This is a genomic window from Leptospira sp. WS58.C1 (assembly GCF_040833995.1).
In the GTDB taxonomy this organism is placed as follows: Bacteria; Spirochaetota; Leptospiria; order Leptospirales; family Leptospiraceae; genus Leptospira_B; species Leptospira_B cinconiae.
This window is the reverse complement of record NZ_CP162137.1, coordinates 2,810,842-2,828,255: the sequence shown is the minus strand read 5'-3', so window position 1 is coordinate 2,828,255 and position 17,414 is coordinate 2,810,842. Positions and strand designations below refer to the sequence as shown.

Sequence of the window (17,414 nt, the reverse complement as noted above, 5' to 3'; positions counted from 1 at the left end):
TTTAGGCCTTTTTAATATCGGCCCATGGTCTTTCCTTTTCTAACTGACCGGCCAATCTGAAAAGAAGATCTTCTCTTCCTCTTTTGGAAGTGAATAACATTCCGATCGGTAGACCGAGAGTCGTTTTTGAAAGTGGAACCGACATGGAAGGTTGTCCTGTTAGATTTGCCAGCTGGGTGAATGGAGTCCTAGAAAGATTTTTTTCCACTAGTTGATCCACCATGCCGCTGGCTAAAAGTAATTTACCTGTTCCTATTCTACCTATGATCTGCATCGCAATTTCTTCATATAGTTTGGGTGCAAGTTCTCCGATCTTAGCGGGAGGTTCTGCGGTGGTCGGGGTGAGATACAGATCATAATTTTCTAAGAAAGATTCCGAGATGTAAGCCGCCTCATCCCAATATCGGATTGCGGATACAAATTCTCCGGCCGAAACCGATCTTCCTAAAAGTCCTAGGATCCAAGTGGTGGATTCCACATCTCCCATTCTGGCTTTTCTTCCTAAAACCTTGTCTAAATGAGAGATCTCTGAGGCAACTTCTCCGAAATACATCGTAACATACGCTTTTGCTAAACGTTTTCCATCGATCAAAGGGGAACTTTCCTCTAATTTATGCCCCAATGATTTTAGGAGTTTCACGGTGTCGTGTAACGCGTCTATATGATCTTGATTGACCGGAGTTCCGATGGGAGAAACGAAAGAATAAGCGATTTTTAATTTACCCGGAGATTTTTTGGCTTCGGAAAGATAGGAAGTTTTGTTTTTCTCCATCGAAAAAGCTTCTTCTATCCCGACACCGGAGACTAGATCCAAAACGGCTGCGCTATCTCTGACCGATTTAGTAAGTACATGATCTTGGGAAGCTCCTTGCCAGACTCTTCCATACGGGCGGACTGGAACTCTTCCTCTTGTCGGTTTTAAGCCGAATAATCCGCAATAGGCGGCAGGGATCCGGATCGATCCTCCTCCGTCCGAACCTGTCGCGATTGTTGTCATGCCGGAAGCGACTGCTGCTCCTGCTCCCCCACTGGAACCTCCTGGAGTTCTTTCCGGATCCCATGGATTTCTGGTCGGTCCATAAAACTTAGGCTCCGTAATTCCCATTAAGGCGAACTCGGGAACATTCGTAGTACCTATAAAAAGAAATCCTGCCTTTCTAAGTCTTGAGACAAAAACGCTATCATCGGAGGCTATATAATTCTTATACGCCTTAGAGCCTGAAGTGATCTTTTGTCCCTTCACATGATGCAGTAGATCTTTGATCAGGAGTGGAATTCCGTAAAAAGGTCCTTTAGGTATTTTGCCGGACCTTAACTCTTCTCTTGCTTTGTCGATTGTGTTCAAAACAACGGCGTTCAGCTCAGGATTGAATCTTTCTATTTTTGCTTCAGAAAAATCTAATAATTCCTTGGGTTGGATCTTCTTTTTTCGGATCAGATCGGTAAGCCCGATGGTATCATAAGAATCGAATTGGAATTTTACATTGCTCATACTTTTCCGCCAAAAGGGTTTTAGGACCCGGTCGAAGTGGCAAATCCAGGGCAGAATCCCGGGAACCATTTACCGAATAAAAAGCTCTAAGGGAGAGAGGCATACTGTTTGGCCCACTTGGGTCAAGGATATTCCCCAGCTGTAAGGAATTTTCATTTATAGAATCGCAGCTAAAATCAGGATGGGTAAATATCGGTGATCGGAATAATGGACTTATTGGCAAAATACGGAATACTTAGACGCGAAACATGGGCTATGCTCGTTTTCGTCTGCAGTTTAGCGGTTCAGGCCAATACCGAGCTGGACAAACAGTTTTTATCCGCAGTAAAAGAAGGCGACCTCAAAAAGGTAGAATTACTTCTGAACCAAGGTGCCACAGTGGACGCAAAGGACGAGGAAGGCCGCACTGCGATCATGCTCGCCGAAGGTGAGGATGTAGTAGAGTTTCTTATTAAACACGGGGCGAATATAAACGCCCAGGATGCGGATGGGAATTCCGTATTATTCTATCGTTTGCTCCCTATCCTAAAAGTAAAGATCCCGGATATGGATGATCTAGCCGAGGCAAAACGCCTAATCGAGTCAGGAGCTCAGGTAGAATACACCGCTCGAAAAGGTGAGGACCAAAAACCGGTTTCTTTACTTAATATGGCGATCCGGAACCAAAGTCTTGTTTTAGTAAAATTTTTGATAGAGAACGGAGCCAATCCGAATCATGATCCGGGTGGGATCGAAGAATATCCACTCTTCTTGGCTGTTGGTGGAGCCTCTTCTCCTCCTAATTTGGCGATTGTAGAATTTTTATTAGCGAACGGATCCAAAGCAGTATTCACAAGCAGATTGAAAGATGCCAATACTCCGAATGGAACTCACCAAATCGGAGCAAGAAATGCGTTTCATTATGCTACAGAGCCTAAACAAACCGATTTGAAAATTTTGGATGTTTTAGCTAAGGCAGGAACCAATCTGAATCATAGGGATGCGGAAGGAAAAACTCCTCTGATGGAAGCAATCCAAAGAAAGAATATATCCGTAGCTCAGAAGCTGATCCAGCTTGGAGCCGACCTTACACTTGCGGATAACCAAGGTAAGACGGCTCTAGATCTGGCAAAAGAATATCATCTGGATGAAATAGAACGGATTTTGACCGAAAAACTTTCTTCCAAGACACAATAATACAAAATCTTTTTAGTATACAGTTTTTAGAGTATACCGAAGCCACCATTTCGGTATACGATACTTTTTCTAAAAACCGCTAACAATTGTAAGGTTGTCATGTAGATCAGTCGTCATATCAACGTTATATAGGCGAAAATTTCTTTCATGATTGTTCCATGTGAAGACTCAGTTGATTCTGATAAAGAAGACCCGGATCCTAAGAAGAAAGAAAAAGCTTTAGGACAATTTTTCACGCCTTCCGACTTGGTCGAGCCTATGCTAGAATGGGTTTCCGAGACTAAGGCCGTTCTGGAAGGAAATAAAATCAAAGTGTTGGATCCAGGTATGGGGGAAGGAATTTTTTTCCAAGAATTCCAGAACCGTTTTACCGATGTAGACAGCGAGTTTTACGGTTGGGAGATCGATCCGATCCTATATGAGAAGTGTGTACGGAATAAAGAGAGAGCCGGAATATCCAAAAATCGTTTTCATTTGATGCTCGGGGACTTTCTGCAAGATGAAAAGAAAGAATATTACGATATCATTCTCTGCAATCCTCCTTATCTCCGATTGAGCCATTCTAAACATGGAAAAAAAATGATCAGACAATTCGCGGAGGACATCAAAGAGGAAATCCCAGGTACTGCGAACTTATACGTATTCTTTTTACTTCGTATACTAAGGCTCTTGGCGCCAGGAGGAAGGGCATCCATACTTGTTCCTTATGAATTCTTGAATGCCGGATACGGAGTTCCGATAAAAAAAGCGATCATTCAATCAGGATATCTTCGTCGTATACTAATCTTAAATTCTTCCTGGTCCTTGTTCGCAGGAGCTGTGACATCTTCCTGTATACTATTCCTGGAAAATTCAAGAACGAACGAAGAAGGTTTTCTTTGGTCTAGAACCTCATCATTCATTAAAGGAGAAAGTATAGAGCTTTCCGAGATGGTTTGGAGAAAGGTCCGTCCCGATGCAGAGGCAAAGTGGACTAGATTATTGAGCGACAACTCGGAACAGATACAAAAAATAAAAAATGATGATAAAAATTCACCTAACAATAATTATGTGACTATGTCCGAAGATATTCGTCAAGGATGGGTCCCTATTAAGGAATTCGGAAGTTTTAGGAGAGGAATCGCGACAGGGGACAACGGATATTTTCTTTTATCCGAAAAAGACGCTTCGAACTTATCCATTCCTAAAAACTATCTTAGATCTTCTATTCCGAAAGCTCAGTACGCACTTTCTCCTTTTTTTACCGGAGATGATTGGAACACTTTGAAGTCACAAGGAGCCAAGGTCTGGCTTTTGGACGCTAAAGAGGTCCCGAACAACGAGGAAGAAGAAGGTATCAACAAATATTTGGAAGAAGGGATCAAAAGAGGTGTTCCTAAACGTTTTCTTCCATCTAAAAGAAAACCATGGCATTCTCAGGAGAACAGAGGACCTTGCAGGATCTTGGCAACTTCTTTTCATAGGGAAGAAGTACGATTCGTTTTTAACCAAAGTCCCGCAGTACATCTCACTTGTTTTCACGGATTTTCCGCAAAGCCCGAGTATGCTCATTTCGAAGAATATTTATTTGCTTATTTGATCACCCCTCATGTTCGCAAAGAATTGGAATCTAGAACTAGAGAATACGCCCAAGGGCTAAGAAAAGTAGAACCTGGAGATCTGAATTCTCTTCTTGTACCCGATTTCAGAAAATTAAAAGAAGCGGAGAAGGAGAAGATCGGAAAATTACTCCATAATTACAGGAATATGATCCGTCCTTGGACCCCGGGCCGTAGACAAAAAGGGGAAAAAGGGATCAGAAACCCGGAAGAAGAAGCGGTACTCAAAAGTATTGAGACCGAATTCCTTACCGGGCTATAAGGAAACTACTTTAGATTTTTGTAAAGTTTATCCAAAAGCCGGACAAGATCCTTCTTTTCCGGCTCGGTAAACCCTTTATAAAGACCTGCGAGTAATGATCTGGAGATACCAAGCATCACAGGACGAATTGAATAAGCCTTGCGAGTTAATTGCAGATTCACCACCCTCTGGTCTTGTGTGTCTCGAACTCTTTCCACGTAACCTAAATCTTGTAGTTTATCCACAAGCGCAGTCAGAGTAGACTTGTCCCTATCTATCATCCGAGCAATGTCTTGCATCGGAACTCTTTTAGACATTGCCAAAGCGAATAAAATATCCGCATGAGTAGTCGTCAATTGACCGAGGCCCTTGTCCTTCAGTTCGGAATTCAATCTCCTATGGAATTCGTCCCTGATCCTAGAAATCAGATAAATGATCGTGCGAGGATTCATCTTAGAATACCTTTCCGATCAGGCGAATTGATAGAGGTAGATCACTTCGCCGATAGCGGCAGGCTTTGCGGCGCCTTCCACTTCGAAGCTAAGTTTTAACGTCATTCTTGCAGTCCCTCTAAGATCCTTTAATTCCACCAATTCCGCTCTAAGTCGGAGCTTGGAACCCACTTTGACGGGATCTAAAAAGCGGAGTTTTTCCATTCCGTAGTTGATCCCCATCTTGATATTTCGTAATTCCAGTATCTGGCTTAAAAGATAAGGAGCCATGGAAAGTGTAAGATAACCGTGCGCGATCGTGGTCCCGAACGGAGATTCTTTTGCCGCTCTTACCGGATCCGTGTGGATCCATTGGTGGTCCAAGGTTGCGTTTGCGAATGTATCGATCTGTGCCTGTGTGATTTCGTGAGCGTCGGATACGCCTAATTCTTTTCCTTCGTAGGCTTGTAATTCTGCGAAGCTGGAGAGTACGAGTTTAGCCATTTGATTTTATTCCTGCCAATGCTGGATCTATATGTCCAATATCCTGGTTCCTTAAATAGTTTTGTCACCAACTTTTTGGGCAAAACTAGAACGACTGTTCTGTTCGTAGTCCAAAGTTTTCGGCTATCGTTGGATAAAATGTCTGAATTTTTTGGCGCACAGAGTTCACGGAGATCGCAGAGGTGGGTTTGTTAATATAAAATTATACAAAACTCCGTGTCCTCAGTGATCTCTGTGCGAAAGCATTAGTTTACAAAAACGTAAAGTTCTTGTGCGAGGATAGAACACTCGTTCTGCTTTTTGCCATGGTATTGAAAAACGTTCTCATTTCGAAAACAGGAGAATTGTAAAATTCTAAAATGATAGAATCCGGTCTTCCGACCTCTTGTAAAGGCCTCGTTCGGGATTTTAGATTGACATAGGCGAGTAATCGAGTTTGATAGAAGTTAAATATGGGAAGTTCGCCGGACCATCTAGGCCCCCTGCTGATTCAATTCCTCCTGGGAGTAGGGTTCTCTGCCCTCATACTCGGGCTCGCATTCCTCCTAAACCCCAAAAAAAAATCCAAACCTCACGACACTTTCGAGTGCGGGGTACCGTATTACGGTGATGCAAAGGGTTTGTTTAATATCAAGTTTTACCTGGTTGCAGTTCTATTTATACTTTTCGATATAGAAGCGATCTTTCTTTTTCCTTATGCCGTGAATTTAAAATCATTCAAAGAGGCAGGGTTGGGGAATTTTCTCTTAATTGAGATGTTTGTTTTTATTTTCACCCTCGTGGTTGGACTGTATTATATTCGGAAGAAGGGGGCCTTAGAATGGGATTAAACGAACAACTCGCTCAACCCGGATCGTCTTACGGAGATTCCTTCCAAATTGCGACTGTGGATTCAGTCATCAATTGGGGAAGAAGTTACTCCTTATGGCCTTATCCATTCGCGACCGCATGTTGCGGGATCGAGTACATGAGTACCTCCTGTGCGGATTATGATATCGCCAGGTTTGGAGCGGAAAGGCCTTCCTTCTCTCCTAGACAGGCAGACATGATCCTAGTCCTCGGGACCATCACTTATAAAATGGCTCCGGTGCTTCGCGAAATTTACGATCAATTGGCCGAACCAAAATTTGTGATCAGCTACGGGGCCTGTGCTTCTTCCGGAGGAATGTTCCATGCGTACTCGGTTTTGCAGGGAATCGATAGGATACTTCCTGTGGATCTTTATGTTCCGGGTTGCCCTCCTAGACCGGAAGCACTTTTGGACGCTGTGATAAAACTCCAGGAAAAGGTAAAAACCCAAGGGCTAGAAGCCAGAAGACAGGAAGTAATGGATAAGATCCGGGAAATGAACGAAAGAAACAAACCCCTGGTCGTCCGATGAAAGAAACAATTCAGAGTTTCCTAAAAGACAAGTTTTCTCATTTTATCTCCAAGGAAGAGGAGATCATCACGAATCTTCCTACATTCTTTTTAAAGCCGGAAGGGATTGTCCCTGTTCTTTCCGCTTTAAAAACGGCGCCAGGGATCGAACTGAATTATCTGAACGATCTGACTGCGATCGATTGGCTGGGAAAAAAAACTCCAAGATTCGAAGTCTGTTACCTTCTCCGCTCCGGAAACAAATCCTCCACAAGAGTGCAGTTTCGTGTCGCATTGGAAGAAGACGAAGAAGTCCCAAGTATCATAAACATTTTCAAAGGTGCCAACTGGCCTGAGAGAGAAGTTTACGATCTATTCGGGATCCGTTTTGCCGGCCATCCCAGAATGGATCGTCTTATCATGCCTGATAATTTCCAAGGTCATCCATTAAGAAAAGATTATCCTTTGGAAGGTTTCGGTCAGGATTATCTGGTAGAGGACCTTCTCACCATCCACCTAAAAGAGGATATGGAGGCTTAAGTTATGGCAGCGATGTACGAAAAAACCGCGGAACATTTCAGCCTCAAACAGAAAAAACTCCCGGAAGGACATCTGCTCGTGAACTTGGGACCTTCTCACCCTTCTACTCACGGTATTTTGCAGAATGTGATCCAACTAGACGGGGAAAGAGTTGTGGATGCGGAATCCGTGATCGGCTATGTGCATCGCAGTTTCGAAAAATTAGGAGAACGTTATACTTATAATCAGTTCTTAGTTTGTACAGATAGGATGAATTACGTATCCACTCCTTTGAATAATATCGGATGGATCCTGACCGTCGAAAAAATGCTTCAGATAGAAGTTCCGGACAAGGTGACGTACGTTCGAATGATCGTCTCCGAACTTTCCAGAGTGATGGACCATATTATCTGTAACGGTATCTTGGGTGTGGATCTGGGTGCATTCTCCGGGATGTTACACTTATTCCATCATAGAGAAAATATTTATCAGGTCTTGGAAAAACTAACGGGTGCCAGACTTACTACTACATTCTGTAGAGTGGGCGGACTCGAAAAAGATATTTATCCCGAGTTCGAAAAAGATGTAAAAACCATCATCAAGGGACTTCGACCTGCGATCGAAGAGTTCCAATCTTTACTCGTAAATAATCGGATTTTTATAGATAGAACGGAAGGAGTGGGAGGTATCTCGGCGGAAAATGCGATCTCTTACGGTTATTCCGGTCCAAACTTGAGAGCCGCCGGAGTTCCATGGGATATTCGTAAGGACGATCCTTATATGTTCTATGATAAGGTGGATTTCGATATTCCTGTGGGAGAGGACGGTTCCGTTCTTCATAGGACTCTTGTGCGTATGGAGGAGATGAGACAATCTCTTCGTATCGTAGAACAGCTCATCAACGGTCTTCCGACAGGCGCTCACCACGCTGACATGCCTCATATCTATCTTCCTGATAAAAGTAAGGTTTATAAGAATATGGAAGAGTTGATCTACCATTTCAAATTGATTATGCACGGGATCAAGGTCCCTAAGGGAGAATATTATATGGCGACCGAGGCCGCAAACGGCGAGCTCGGGTTTTATATCGTTTCCGAAGGGGAGAAGTCCCCTTGGAGAGTGCATGTGCGTAGACCTTGTTTCTGGTTTTATCAGTCTTTTCCCGAATTAGTAAAAGGTTCACTTCTTGCGGATACGGTCGCTACCATGAGTTCCATGAATGTGATCGCAGGGGAGCTGGACTGCTGATGAGTTATCAATTTTCTTCCGAGTCGGTTTCGAGATTGAATAAACTTCTGGAGATGTTCCCTGATAAAAGAAGTGTGATCCTTCCTGGGTTGTACCTCCTACAAAAAGAACAAGGTTATGTGGATAGAGAAGGTATGGAAGCTCTTGCGGAGAAGATCGGTGCTCCCATTTCTCTCGCCCAAGTTTACGGTGTTGCTACCTTCTATACCTTATACAATAAAAAGCCCGTTGGTAAGTATCATATCCAGATCTGCGGGACTTCTTCTTGTTATATGAGAGGGAACGATAAACTTGAAAAACATCTTTGCTCTCGTTTAGGGATTGAACTCGGAGAAACCACTCCTGATAAAAAATTCACTTTGGAAGAAGTGGAATGTCTGGGCGCCTGCGGGTATGCTCCTATGGTCCAGATTAACGATGCATATTATGAAAATCTAACGTTCGAAAAAATGGATGAGATACTAAAGGATCTAACCTAAGGGGAAACGTTATGGCAGAAATGAAGATCCTCACAAAATTTATAGACGATCCCCGTTCTAACGAATTGGAATTTTACGAATCGGTCCATGGCTATGACGGAATGAAAAAAGCCTTAAGCTTGGCGCCGGATGAAATTATAGAGATCGTTAAAAAATCGGGCTTAAGAGGAAGAGGGGGAGCGGGATTCCCTACGGGGCTCAAATGGTCCTTTATTCCTAAGGATATTCCGAAGCCCAAATATTTGATCTGTAATGCGGACGAGGGAGAACCCGGAACATTCAAAGACCGTAAACTGATCGAAAACCTTCCTCACCAGATCATCGAGGGAATGGTGATCGGTGCGAAAGCGATCGGTGCCAACAAAGGATTTTTTTATATCCGTGGAGAGTTCAACAAAGGGATCGACTCCATGCAGAAGGCGATCGACGAAGCTTATACAAAAGGATATCTTGGAAAAAATATCCTAGGAAGCGGATTCGATTTCGATCTGGTATTGTATGCAGGAGCCGGTGCTTATATTTGCGGAGAAGAGACCGCACTCATCAATTCGTTGGAAGGTCGTAGGGGTCATCCTAGATTAAAACCTCCGTTTCCGGCGGTTTCCGGTCTATATCGCTGTCCTACTGTGGTGAATAACGTGGAAACTTTTTCCACAGTTCCTCATATTTTGGATAAGGGTGCTGATTGGTATTCTAAGATCGGGACCGAAAAGTCCCCGGGTACTCGTTTGTTCTCTGTTTCAGGTCATGTAAAAAGACCCGGAGTTTACGAGATAGAATTAGGAACTCCTTTATTAGAATTAATTAATGATCTTTGCGGCGGAATGTTGGACGATAAACCTTTAAAAGCGGTGATCCCGGGAGGTTCTTCCGTTCCGATCCTAACTGCGGAAGAATGTAAAACCGCAAACATGGATTTCGAATCTATGGCGGCTCATAAAACTATGCTCGGTTCCGGAGCGGTTATCGTGATCGGAGAAGGCACGGATCTCGTGGAGACAACGTATCGATTTGCTAGATTCTACGCCCATGAGTCCTGCGGGCAATGTACTCCTTGTCGAGAAGGTACCCACTGGGTGAGGGACCTCCTACATAAGATCAGAGAAGGAGAAGGAACAAGTGCGGACTTGGAACTTATTCTTTCTTTATCTCGAAATATGGAAGGCGGAACTACCATTTGTCCTCTATCCGATGCATGTGTGGGTGCGGTCCGACCTACAATCTTAAAGTTCAGACATGAATTCGAAGCCAGATTAAAAGACAAAGCAGGCAAAGAAGAACAAATACCTGCACAGACGGGAGTCTGAACCATGGATTGGAATGTAATTCTACTCTGGTTGTTAAAAAGTGCGCTTTTTTTCCTAGTGTTTATCACTGCTTGTGCATATTATACATTAGCAGAACGTAAAGTAGCCGGATTCATCCAAGATAGAAAAGGTCCGAACCGTGCGGGTCCTCTCGGTTTATTACAACCTTTGGCGGATGGGATCAAATTTTTAACAAAGGAAGAGATCTTTCCTAAAAATGTGAACAAAGTCATGTATTTGATCGCTCCGGCGATCTCCATGACCTGTGCGATCATGGCTTGGGCAGTGGTTCCTTTGGGGGGGACAGTTCTTTTGCCCGACTGGCTTGCAAAAGAGGTCGGTTCTCCATACTTGGATTTGCAGATCGCAAATCCGGATACCGGGATCTTGTTCTTATTCGCGATCTCTAGTCTTTCGGTTTACGGGATCATTCTTGCAGGCTGGTCCAGTAATAATAAATATTCTTTGATCGGCGGGATCCGGGCTACGGCTCAAATGATCAGTTATGAATTACCTTTAGGTCTTTCTGTGGCTTCTATCGTGATCTTGACCGGTTCTTTGCGGCTCACGGATATCAATGACGCGCAGATCGGTCTTTGGAATATTTTTAAACTTCCGGGCTTTATTGCGTTTTTCGTTTTTGTAGTGGCGATGTTTGCCGAAACGAATCGACTTCCTTTCGATTTGGCGGAAGCGGAATCCGAATTAGTGGTCGGGTTTCACACGGAATACGGTGCATTCAAATTCGCGTTATTCTTCATTGCGGAATATATGAATATGATCACTATGAGCTGCGTGGTCACCATCCTATTTTTCGGCGGATATCATCTTCCGTTCGGTTGGTTAAACGGTTCGATTTGGCAGGCTTGGGCGGGACTCGGGTTTTTTACTCTTAAGGTTTTATTCTTCGCATTTTTATTCATGTGGGTGAGATGGACTCTGCCTAGATTCAGATACGATCAGTTAATGACGATCGGCTGGAAAAAAATGATCCCTTGGGCTGTGGCGAATATAATCGTCGCAAGCGTTTATGTAGGTTTGGACGGTTTCTGGAAATGGTAGGAATATTCGACAATCCGGGTCTTCTACTCTTTTTCGTTTTTAGCGGAGTATTGGTTGCGGGAGCATTAGGGGTCGTTTTTCATCCGAATCCGATCAGCTCTGCGGTTTTGCTTGTGCTCTCCTTTTTCGCGTTAGCCGGTATTTACGCGGTCATCGGTTCTGTTTTTGTGGCCACCATGCAGGTTTTGGTCTACGCAGGTGCCATCATGGTGTTGGTGGTTTTCGTTCTAATGCTTCTTTCCTTAAATGAAGAAGGGATTACAAAGCTCTGGAACAATCCTATCAAAAAAGTTTTGGTACTTTCCGTAGTTGTCTTACTCGCAATTGTGCTGATCCAATCAGTGAAAGAAGGTATTCCGAATTCGGAAGCTTCTCCAAAAGGATACTCTGAGTCAGGTACGTATCAATATACCTTGTCCAAATCTGAAGAAGGTAGGGCGGGAGTGGTCGCGGAAGGAAATACCGCTGCGGTGGGAAGTTCCATGTTCTTGGATTACCTTCTTCCTTTTGAAATAGTTTCCATTCTCCTTTTGGCTGCCGTACTCGGTGCAGTTATATTAGGAAAAAAGAATTTAGGTAAAAAATTGGAAGAAGGGGAAAAATGAATCCGGGAATTCTGAAACCAACTCTCGCGGGAATTCCCGTAGAATATCTGCTGATCCTTGCCTGTATTATTTTCTCCATCGGTGTTGCCGGGGTTTTATTCAGAAGAAGTGCGGTAGTCATTTTTATGAGTATAGAACTCATGTTGAACTCCGTAAATTTGGTATTTGTCGTTTTTTCCAAATCGCTTCATCAGGTCCAGGGCGAAGTGGTTGTGTTTTTTGTGATGGCAATCGCGGCCGTAGAAGCAGCGATCGGTTTGGCCTTGGTGGTTGCTATTCACAGGAAGAAAAAGACAAGTTTCGTAGACGAAATGAATTTAATGAAATGGTAATGCGATGAGTTGGGAAATCCTTATATCCATTCTGGCTCTTTCTCCTCTTCTTGGATCCGTATTAAACGCATTATTCGGAAGATATTGGAAGGGTTTTTCCGGTCCGATCGGGACCTTACTGTCTTTTGTATCTTTCGGAGCTAGCGTATTCGCTTATTTGCAATTTCATCCAATGGAAAGGCAAGACGCTCAAATTGTGACCTTATTCAATTGGGTGAATGTCGGGAATTTTAAAGCGGACCTTGCTTACCAAGTAGATCAACTTTCCCTTTTTATGGCGTTGATCATTACCGGGATCGGCAGTTTGATCCATCTCTATTCCATCGGATACATGAAAGGAAATCCTGGGATCGGCAGATTTTTTTCCTATCTGAACTTATTCGTATTCTTCATGCTCCATTTGGTTTTAGCGGAAAACTTAGTGGTCCTATTTTTCGGTTGGGAAGGTGTGGGACTTTGTTCTTATCTTTTGATCGGATTCGATACTCATAAGGAGAATGCGGCACAAGCTAGTATCAAGGCATTTGTCACCAATCGGATCGCCGACTTGGCAATGATCGGTGGGATTGCTCTTACGTATTGGCTTGCGGGTTCCGTTTCCTTTATTACGATTTCTGAATCCTTGCCCCAGGCAAAGTTTTTGCTGAATGCTCTTCCTTTTGTAGCGATCTGTTTTTTTATCGGCGCAATGGGTAAATCCGCTCAGTTCCCATTCCATGTTTGGTTACCGGATGCGATGGCTGGACCGACTCCTGTTTCCGCTCTGATCCATGCGGCAACAATGGTGACTGCAGGGCTCTTCTTGATCGCAAGATTGAATTTTATTTTTATCTTAGTTCCTAAAGTAGGTTTTTGGATCGTTTGTATCGGAACGTTCACCGCTTTTTTTGCGGCGACCATCGGTGTTTACCAAAACGATATCAAAAAAGTTTTAGCTTATTCTACTGTTTCTCAGTTGGGCTATATGTTTGTAGCAATGGGAACCGGAGCGTATGTGGCTGGACTTTTCCATTTACTGACCCATGCATTTTTTAAGGCTCTTCTCTTTTTGGGTTCAGGTTCCGTGATCCATGGATTGTCCGACGAACAGGATTTGAGAAGAATGGGAGGTCTCAAATCCCAGATGAAGATCACTTGGTGGACCTTCCTTTTAGGAACCTTGGCGATCGTAGGAGCCCCACCATTCAGCGGATTTTTCTCCAAAGATCTCATTTTAGAAAAAGCATTCTATTTCCATCCGGTATTTTTCGGAATGGGAATAGCGACGGCTTTTTTAACCACATTTTATATGTTCCGCCTAACGTTCTTGGCGTTTACGGGTAAATCCAGGATCTCTCATAATGTGCATCCGCACGAGTCCCCTTGGACAATGACTTTGCCATTGGTGATCTTAGCATTGGGCGCCGCATTTTCCGGATATTTATTGGTTCCGGAATCCTTAGGAGGGGGGATCGATTTCTTGGAGAAATATTTCTCACCCATTTTTGCAAAAGGATTATTGTATTCCTCTCAGCAAAGGGGACCTGCAGAAGTACATCATTTAAGTCATGAGTTGGAACTCCTACTGGCCGGATTTTCTTTAGGAGCGATCTTTCTTGGAGTCGGGATCTATTGGTTCTTTTTCGGCAAAAAGGAGAAGTTGCCCTTGGATGAATCCTCTTATACAGGCTGGAGAATTCTTCCAGCAAACAAGTACTTCATAGATGAAATTTTCAAAAACGTTTTGATCGGACCGATCTCAGCCTTATCCGAATTTTTATCGGAAGTGATAGAGAAACGTTTGATCGATAGAGTTTTGACCGGAACGGGAAAAATTTCCGGGGGTATATCCGCATTACTACGCAGGCTCCAAACCGGGACCGTCGTAGATTACGCTTTTCTAATCGTCTTAGGGACCGTCTTGATCTTGTCCGTTTTCTTATGGAGGGGAATCTAAGTGCCCCAGTACTATTTAAGCATTCTATTATTTTTGCCCGTTTTAGGGATCCCTTTCTTATTCTTTTTTAAAAGCGAAAAATGGATCCGACTTTGGTCTTCGATTATAACTCTTGGAGTTTTTGCGATGACCGTCCCTCTTTTTTTGGAATTCTTGAAAGGAGATAGCGGCTTTCAATTTACTCATCGTATTTGGAACTTCCTGGAATTACAGTCGGGAGGGTTGGACTACCATATAGCGATCGACGGATTCTCCTTATTATTGGTTACGATGTCCGCGTTTCTATTCTTCCTTTCCGCTTTATCCGCTTTTTCTAATGTAAAACATAGGATCAGGGAATTTTTTATACTTCTTCTTTTGGTCGAAACAGGAGTGATTGGAGTTTTTCTTTCGGTCAACCTGATCCAATTCTATGTTTTTTGGGAATGGATGGTTTTGCCTTTTACCTTGATGGTGGGGATCTGGGGAGAGAAAGGGCGAATTAAGGCTGCTATGAAATATCTGGTATTCTCGTTTACCGGATCAGTGTTCATGTTAGCGAGTATTCTGGTCTTATATCATTATACCCACACATTCGATCTGGAAGAATTGGCTGTGGTTTCCCTGAATTCTATTCCTGCGAATATTAAGTTTTGGTTATTTATCGGTTTTAGTTTCGCATTTGCGATCAAAGTTCCTTTATTCCCTTTTCATACTTGGATGCCTGATGTTCATGAAGAAGCTCCTACCGTAGGTTGTGTGGATTTGGCCGGGATCCTTTTAAAGATAGGACTATTCGCGTATATTCGGGTGGCCATTCCGCTTTTCCCTCAGGTATTTTTAGAATATCGTAATTTACTTACCGCTCTTGCGGTTGCCGGGATCGTTTATGGGGCCCTGGTTGCTTTAACCCAAAAGAATAGCAAACGGTTAGTTGCATTCTCTTCCCTTTCTCATATGGGGTTCTGTATTTTAGGCGTTTTGACGCTTACGGAAGAAGGTGTGGCCGGCGGAATGCTTCAAATGGTGAATCATGGATTCACTTCTGGGCTTTTGTTCTTTATATTAGGATTTTTGCATGAAAGAACGGGAAGTAACGAATTAAAGGACTATTCAGGGCTTGCTAAATCAGCCCCGTTCTTGGCCGTCGCGATCGGTCTTGCTGCATTCGCTAGCGCAGGATTACCCGGAACGAACGGATTTGTCGGTGAGTTTTTAGTCTTAATCGGCACTTTCAAATACAGTCTTATCTACGGATTTCTGGCCGGATCTGCAGTGATCTTTTCCGCCGGGTATATGTTATACTTTGCAAGGAACTTGTTATTCGGTGAGCCGAATTCGTTATCTTCCGGTTTGGCTCCTTTAAACGGACGGGAGAAGTTTATAGTTTCTGTAGTTGCAGGAATTATAATATTCACCGGGATTTTTCCGAACATTCTACTCGATTATCTGAAACCTAGTGCAAGAGTGGTCTTGAACTTAACGTCTAAACAAGCTCTACAAGAAAGAGCCTTTTTGGAACAAGAAGGCACTTTGAAAAACACCAAGAAGAAATTTATAAATTATAGGACCTTGGGCACAGAACCTCCTAGTTACGAGGATAGGATCACATCCGGAAGGGGAACAGGGATCCCGGGTAAAAAGACAGTGTCCCAAGAGGCGGAAGAATGAATTTAATTCCAAATTCCAACGATCTAATTTCTATACTTCCCATCCTGGTGCTTTCCGGAGGAGGGATCCTATTACTTGGATTACAGTTCTTTTTTCAAGGATTTGAATTTAGGATCGTAAGATTTACTTCCGGTCTAATTTTGATTGCTGCATTCTTTTCCTTGTTTGTTTCTCAATCAAATCCGGGGATCGGGTCCTATTTTTCGGGGCATTATGAAATTTCCACCTTAGGATTCTGGTTCGGTGCTTTATACTTGATAGCTGCATTCTGCACCGTCCTTGCTTCTCCAAGAGTATTAGAACAACATAATATGGAATTTCCTGAGTTCTATCCTCTTCTTCTTTTTTCAGTCGTGGGGATGTTCTTAATGACTTCCGGAACGGACACCGTTACCATCTTCGTCGGATTGGAATTGATGTCCGTATGTTTGTATGTTCTGGTAGGAATGGCGAGAAGCGACGTTTACTCTTTAGAAGCTAGTTTGAAATATTTTCTTTTAGGAAGTTTTTCCACGGGATTTTTCCTTTTCGGAATGGCATTCTTGTTCGGAGGATCTGGCACTACTCATTTACAAGATTCCTTGAAACCGCTGGTGAGTTCCGGATTTGATTCTAATTTTACGAAAATCGGATTATTACTCCTATTAACCGGGATCTCATTTAAGATCGCTTTATTTCCTTATCATTCTTGGACCCCGGATGCTTATGAAGGCGCTTTAACGCCGGTCACAGGGTTTATGGCTACGGCATCCAAGTCCGCTTCCATGGGATTATTATTAGTCGTATTTTCAAAATTTCCAATTTCCGTTTCGGGAGGAGGATGGATCTGGGTGATGGGGATTTTAGCCCTGATGTCCATGACGTACGGAAATTTCGTGGCTTTAAAGCAAACTAGTTTAAAAAGAGTTTTGGCATATTCTTCGATCGCCCACGCAGGTTATGTGGTCGCTGGGATCACTTTAGGCGTAAAAGAAGAAGCCTTGTTCTATTTGATCGTATATTCTTTTATGAGCCTTGGAGCATTTTCTATTCTTTCTTTCCTGGAAGAAGGAAATCGCCACGTAACGTATGAATCCATTGCTGGGCTTGCAAAGTCCAGACCTTGGACGAGTTTTGCATTTTTCATTTTCTTCTTATCGTTGGCAGGGATTCCTCCTTTGGGCGGATTTTGGGCGAAGTTTTTCTTATTCCAAAAAATTGCGGAAGGAACGGGTCAGATCTCTAAGTGGTTGCTAATCGGAGGGATTGCGAACTCCGCATTGGCATTATATTATTATGTAAAAGTGGGAATATTGGCTTACATGAGTTCCGAAGAAGGAGAAATTTCTAAATTAGAAGCTCCTAAAGCGAGTTATGGAGTTTTATTCGTTTCCGTAATTTCTTTGGCTGCAGTACTAGTGGGCTGGTATATTATCCAGCCCAAGGATTTGAATAACTTAAAGTTCGCAAACAAATCCGCAGAATTACAAAAATAA

17 protein-coding genes are annotated in these 17,414 nt (G+C 43.2%); 14 read left to right on the top strand and 3 right to left on the bottom strand.

The genetic code is table 11. The annotated features are described in order from the left end of the window. Window position 1: 1 nt before the first annotated feature. Entirely contained in the window at window positions 2–1,492 is a 1,491-nt protein-coding gene (locus AB3N61_RS12935) for an amidase (RefSeq protein ID WP_020768883.1), read from the bottom strand. 255 nt (window positions 1,493–1,747) lie between these two features. Between AB3N61_RS12935 and AB3N61_RS12930 the strand changes: the two genes are divergently transcribed. Together AB3N61_RS12930 and AB3N61_RS12925 are read left to right on the top strand one after the other, a co-directional pair. After that, window positions 1,748–2,668, top strand: coding sequence for an ankyrin repeat domain-containing protein (locus AB3N61_RS12930; RefSeq protein WP_036089165.1), 921 nt, complete (start codon window positions 1,748–1,750; stop codon window positions 2,666–2,668). Window positions 2,669–2,815: 147 nt separating this feature from the next. Next, entirely contained in the window at window positions 2,816–4,528 is a 1,713-nt protein-coding gene (locus AB3N61_RS12925; protein ID WP_367897780.1) for a class I SAM-dependent DNA methyltransferase, read from the top strand. A gap of 5 nt (window positions 4,529–4,533) precedes the next feature. On the opposite strand, the gene AB3N61_RS12920 is transcribed toward AB3N61_RS12925, so the two are convergent. Next, on the bottom strand, window positions 4,534–4,959 hold the full coding sequence (locus tag AB3N61_RS12920; protein ID WP_008594860.1) for a MarR family winged helix-turn-helix transcriptional regulator: 426 nt from the start codon (window positions 4,957–4,959) through the stop codon (window positions 4,534–4,536). A gap of 18 nt (window positions 4,960–4,977) precedes the next feature. Continuing rightward, window positions 4,978–5,442, bottom strand: a complete 465-nt coding sequence (locus tag AB3N61_RS12915; RefSeq protein WP_020768808.1) for a MaoC family dehydratase — start codon at window positions 5,440–5,442, stop codon at window positions 4,978–4,980. 452 nt (window positions 5,443–5,894) lie between these two features. Between AB3N61_RS12915 and AB3N61_RS12910 the strand changes: the two genes are divergently transcribed. The 12 genes from AB3N61_RS12910 to AB3N61_RS12855 are packed head-to-tail and all read left to right on the top strand — an operon-like array spanning window position 5,895 to window position 17,414. After that, on the top strand, window positions 5,895–6,272 hold the full coding sequence (locus AB3N61_RS12910; RefSeq protein WP_036089115.1) for an NADH-quinone oxidoreductase subunit A: 378 nt from the start codon (window positions 5,895–5,897) through the stop codon (window positions 6,270–6,272). Beyond that, window positions 6,263–6,823: an NADH-quinone oxidoreductase subunit B gene (locus AB3N61_RS12905; protein ID WP_020768877.1), complete on the top strand. Its 561-nt coding sequence runs from the start codon at window positions 6,263–6,265 to the stop codon at window positions 6,821–6,823. Before AB3N61_RS12910 ends, AB3N61_RS12905 begins: the two co-directional genes overlap by 10 nt. Continuing rightward, window positions 6,820–7,341: an NADH-quinone oxidoreductase subunit C gene (locus AB3N61_RS12900; RefSeq protein ID WP_020768976.1), complete on the top strand. Its 522-nt coding sequence runs from the start codon at window positions 6,820–6,822 to the stop codon at window positions 7,339–7,341. The genes AB3N61_RS12905 and AB3N61_RS12900 overlap by 4 nt, the downstream gene beginning before the upstream one ends. Before the next feature lie 12 nt (window positions 7,342–7,353). Beyond that, on the top strand, window positions 7,354–8,568 hold the full coding sequence (locus AB3N61_RS12895) for an NADH-quinone oxidoreductase subunit D (RefSeq protein WP_036089163.1): 1,215 nt from the start codon (window positions 7,354–7,356) through the stop codon (window positions 8,566–8,568). Then, complete coding sequence (gene nuoE, locus AB3N61_RS12890) at window positions 8,568–9,047, top strand: NADH-quinone oxidoreductase subunit NuoE (protein WP_020768953.1); 480 nt, start codon at window positions 8,568–8,570, stop codon at window positions 9,045–9,047. The genes AB3N61_RS12895 and nuoE overlap by 1 nt, the downstream gene beginning before the upstream one ends. Before the next feature lie 11 nt (window positions 9,048–9,058). Further along, window positions 9,059–10,354, top strand: coding sequence for an NADH-quinone oxidoreductase subunit NuoF (nuoF, locus tag AB3N61_RS12885; RefSeq protein ID WP_020768857.1), 1,296 nt, complete (start codon window positions 9,059–9,061; stop codon window positions 10,352–10,354). A 3-nt stretch (window positions 10,355–10,357) separates the two neighbouring features. Further along, the gene (gene nuoH / locus AB3N61_RS12880; RefSeq protein WP_020768791.1) at window positions 10,358–11,416 is read left to right on the top strand and encodes an NADH-quinone oxidoreductase subunit NuoH; all 1,059 of its coding nucleotides are present in this window, start codon (window positions 10,358–10,360) and stop codon (window positions 11,414–11,416) included. Next, the gene (locus AB3N61_RS12875; RefSeq protein WP_367897779.1) at window positions 11,410–12,021 is read left to right on the top strand and encodes an NADH-quinone oxidoreductase subunit J; all 612 of its coding nucleotides are present in this window, start codon (window positions 11,410–11,412) and stop codon (window positions 12,019–12,021) included. Before nuoH ends, AB3N61_RS12875 begins: the two co-directional genes overlap by 7 nt. Next, complete coding sequence (nuoK, locus tag AB3N61_RS12870; RefSeq protein WP_020768973.1) at window positions 12,018–12,353, top strand: NADH-quinone oxidoreductase subunit NuoK; 336 nt, start codon at window positions 12,018–12,020, stop codon at window positions 12,351–12,353. The genes AB3N61_RS12875 and nuoK overlap by 4 nt, the downstream gene beginning before the upstream one ends. A gap of 4 nt (window positions 12,354–12,357) precedes the next feature. Continuing rightward, window positions 12,358–14,289: an NADH-quinone oxidoreductase subunit L gene (gene nuoL / locus AB3N61_RS12865; RefSeq protein WP_020768829.1), complete on the top strand. Its 1,932-nt coding sequence runs from the start codon at window positions 12,358–12,360 to the stop codon at window positions 14,287–14,289. Further along, the gene (locus AB3N61_RS12860) at window positions 14,290–15,939 is read left to right on the top strand and encodes a complex I subunit 4 family protein (protein WP_367897778.1); all 1,650 of its coding nucleotides are present in this window, start codon (window positions 14,290–14,292) and stop codon (window positions 15,937–15,939) included. Beyond that, complete coding sequence (locus AB3N61_RS12855) at window positions 15,936–17,414, top strand: NADH-quinone oxidoreductase subunit N (RefSeq protein WP_367897777.1); 1,479 nt, start codon at window positions 15,936–15,938, stop codon at window positions 17,412–17,414. Before AB3N61_RS12860 ends, AB3N61_RS12855 begins: the two co-directional genes overlap by 4 nt.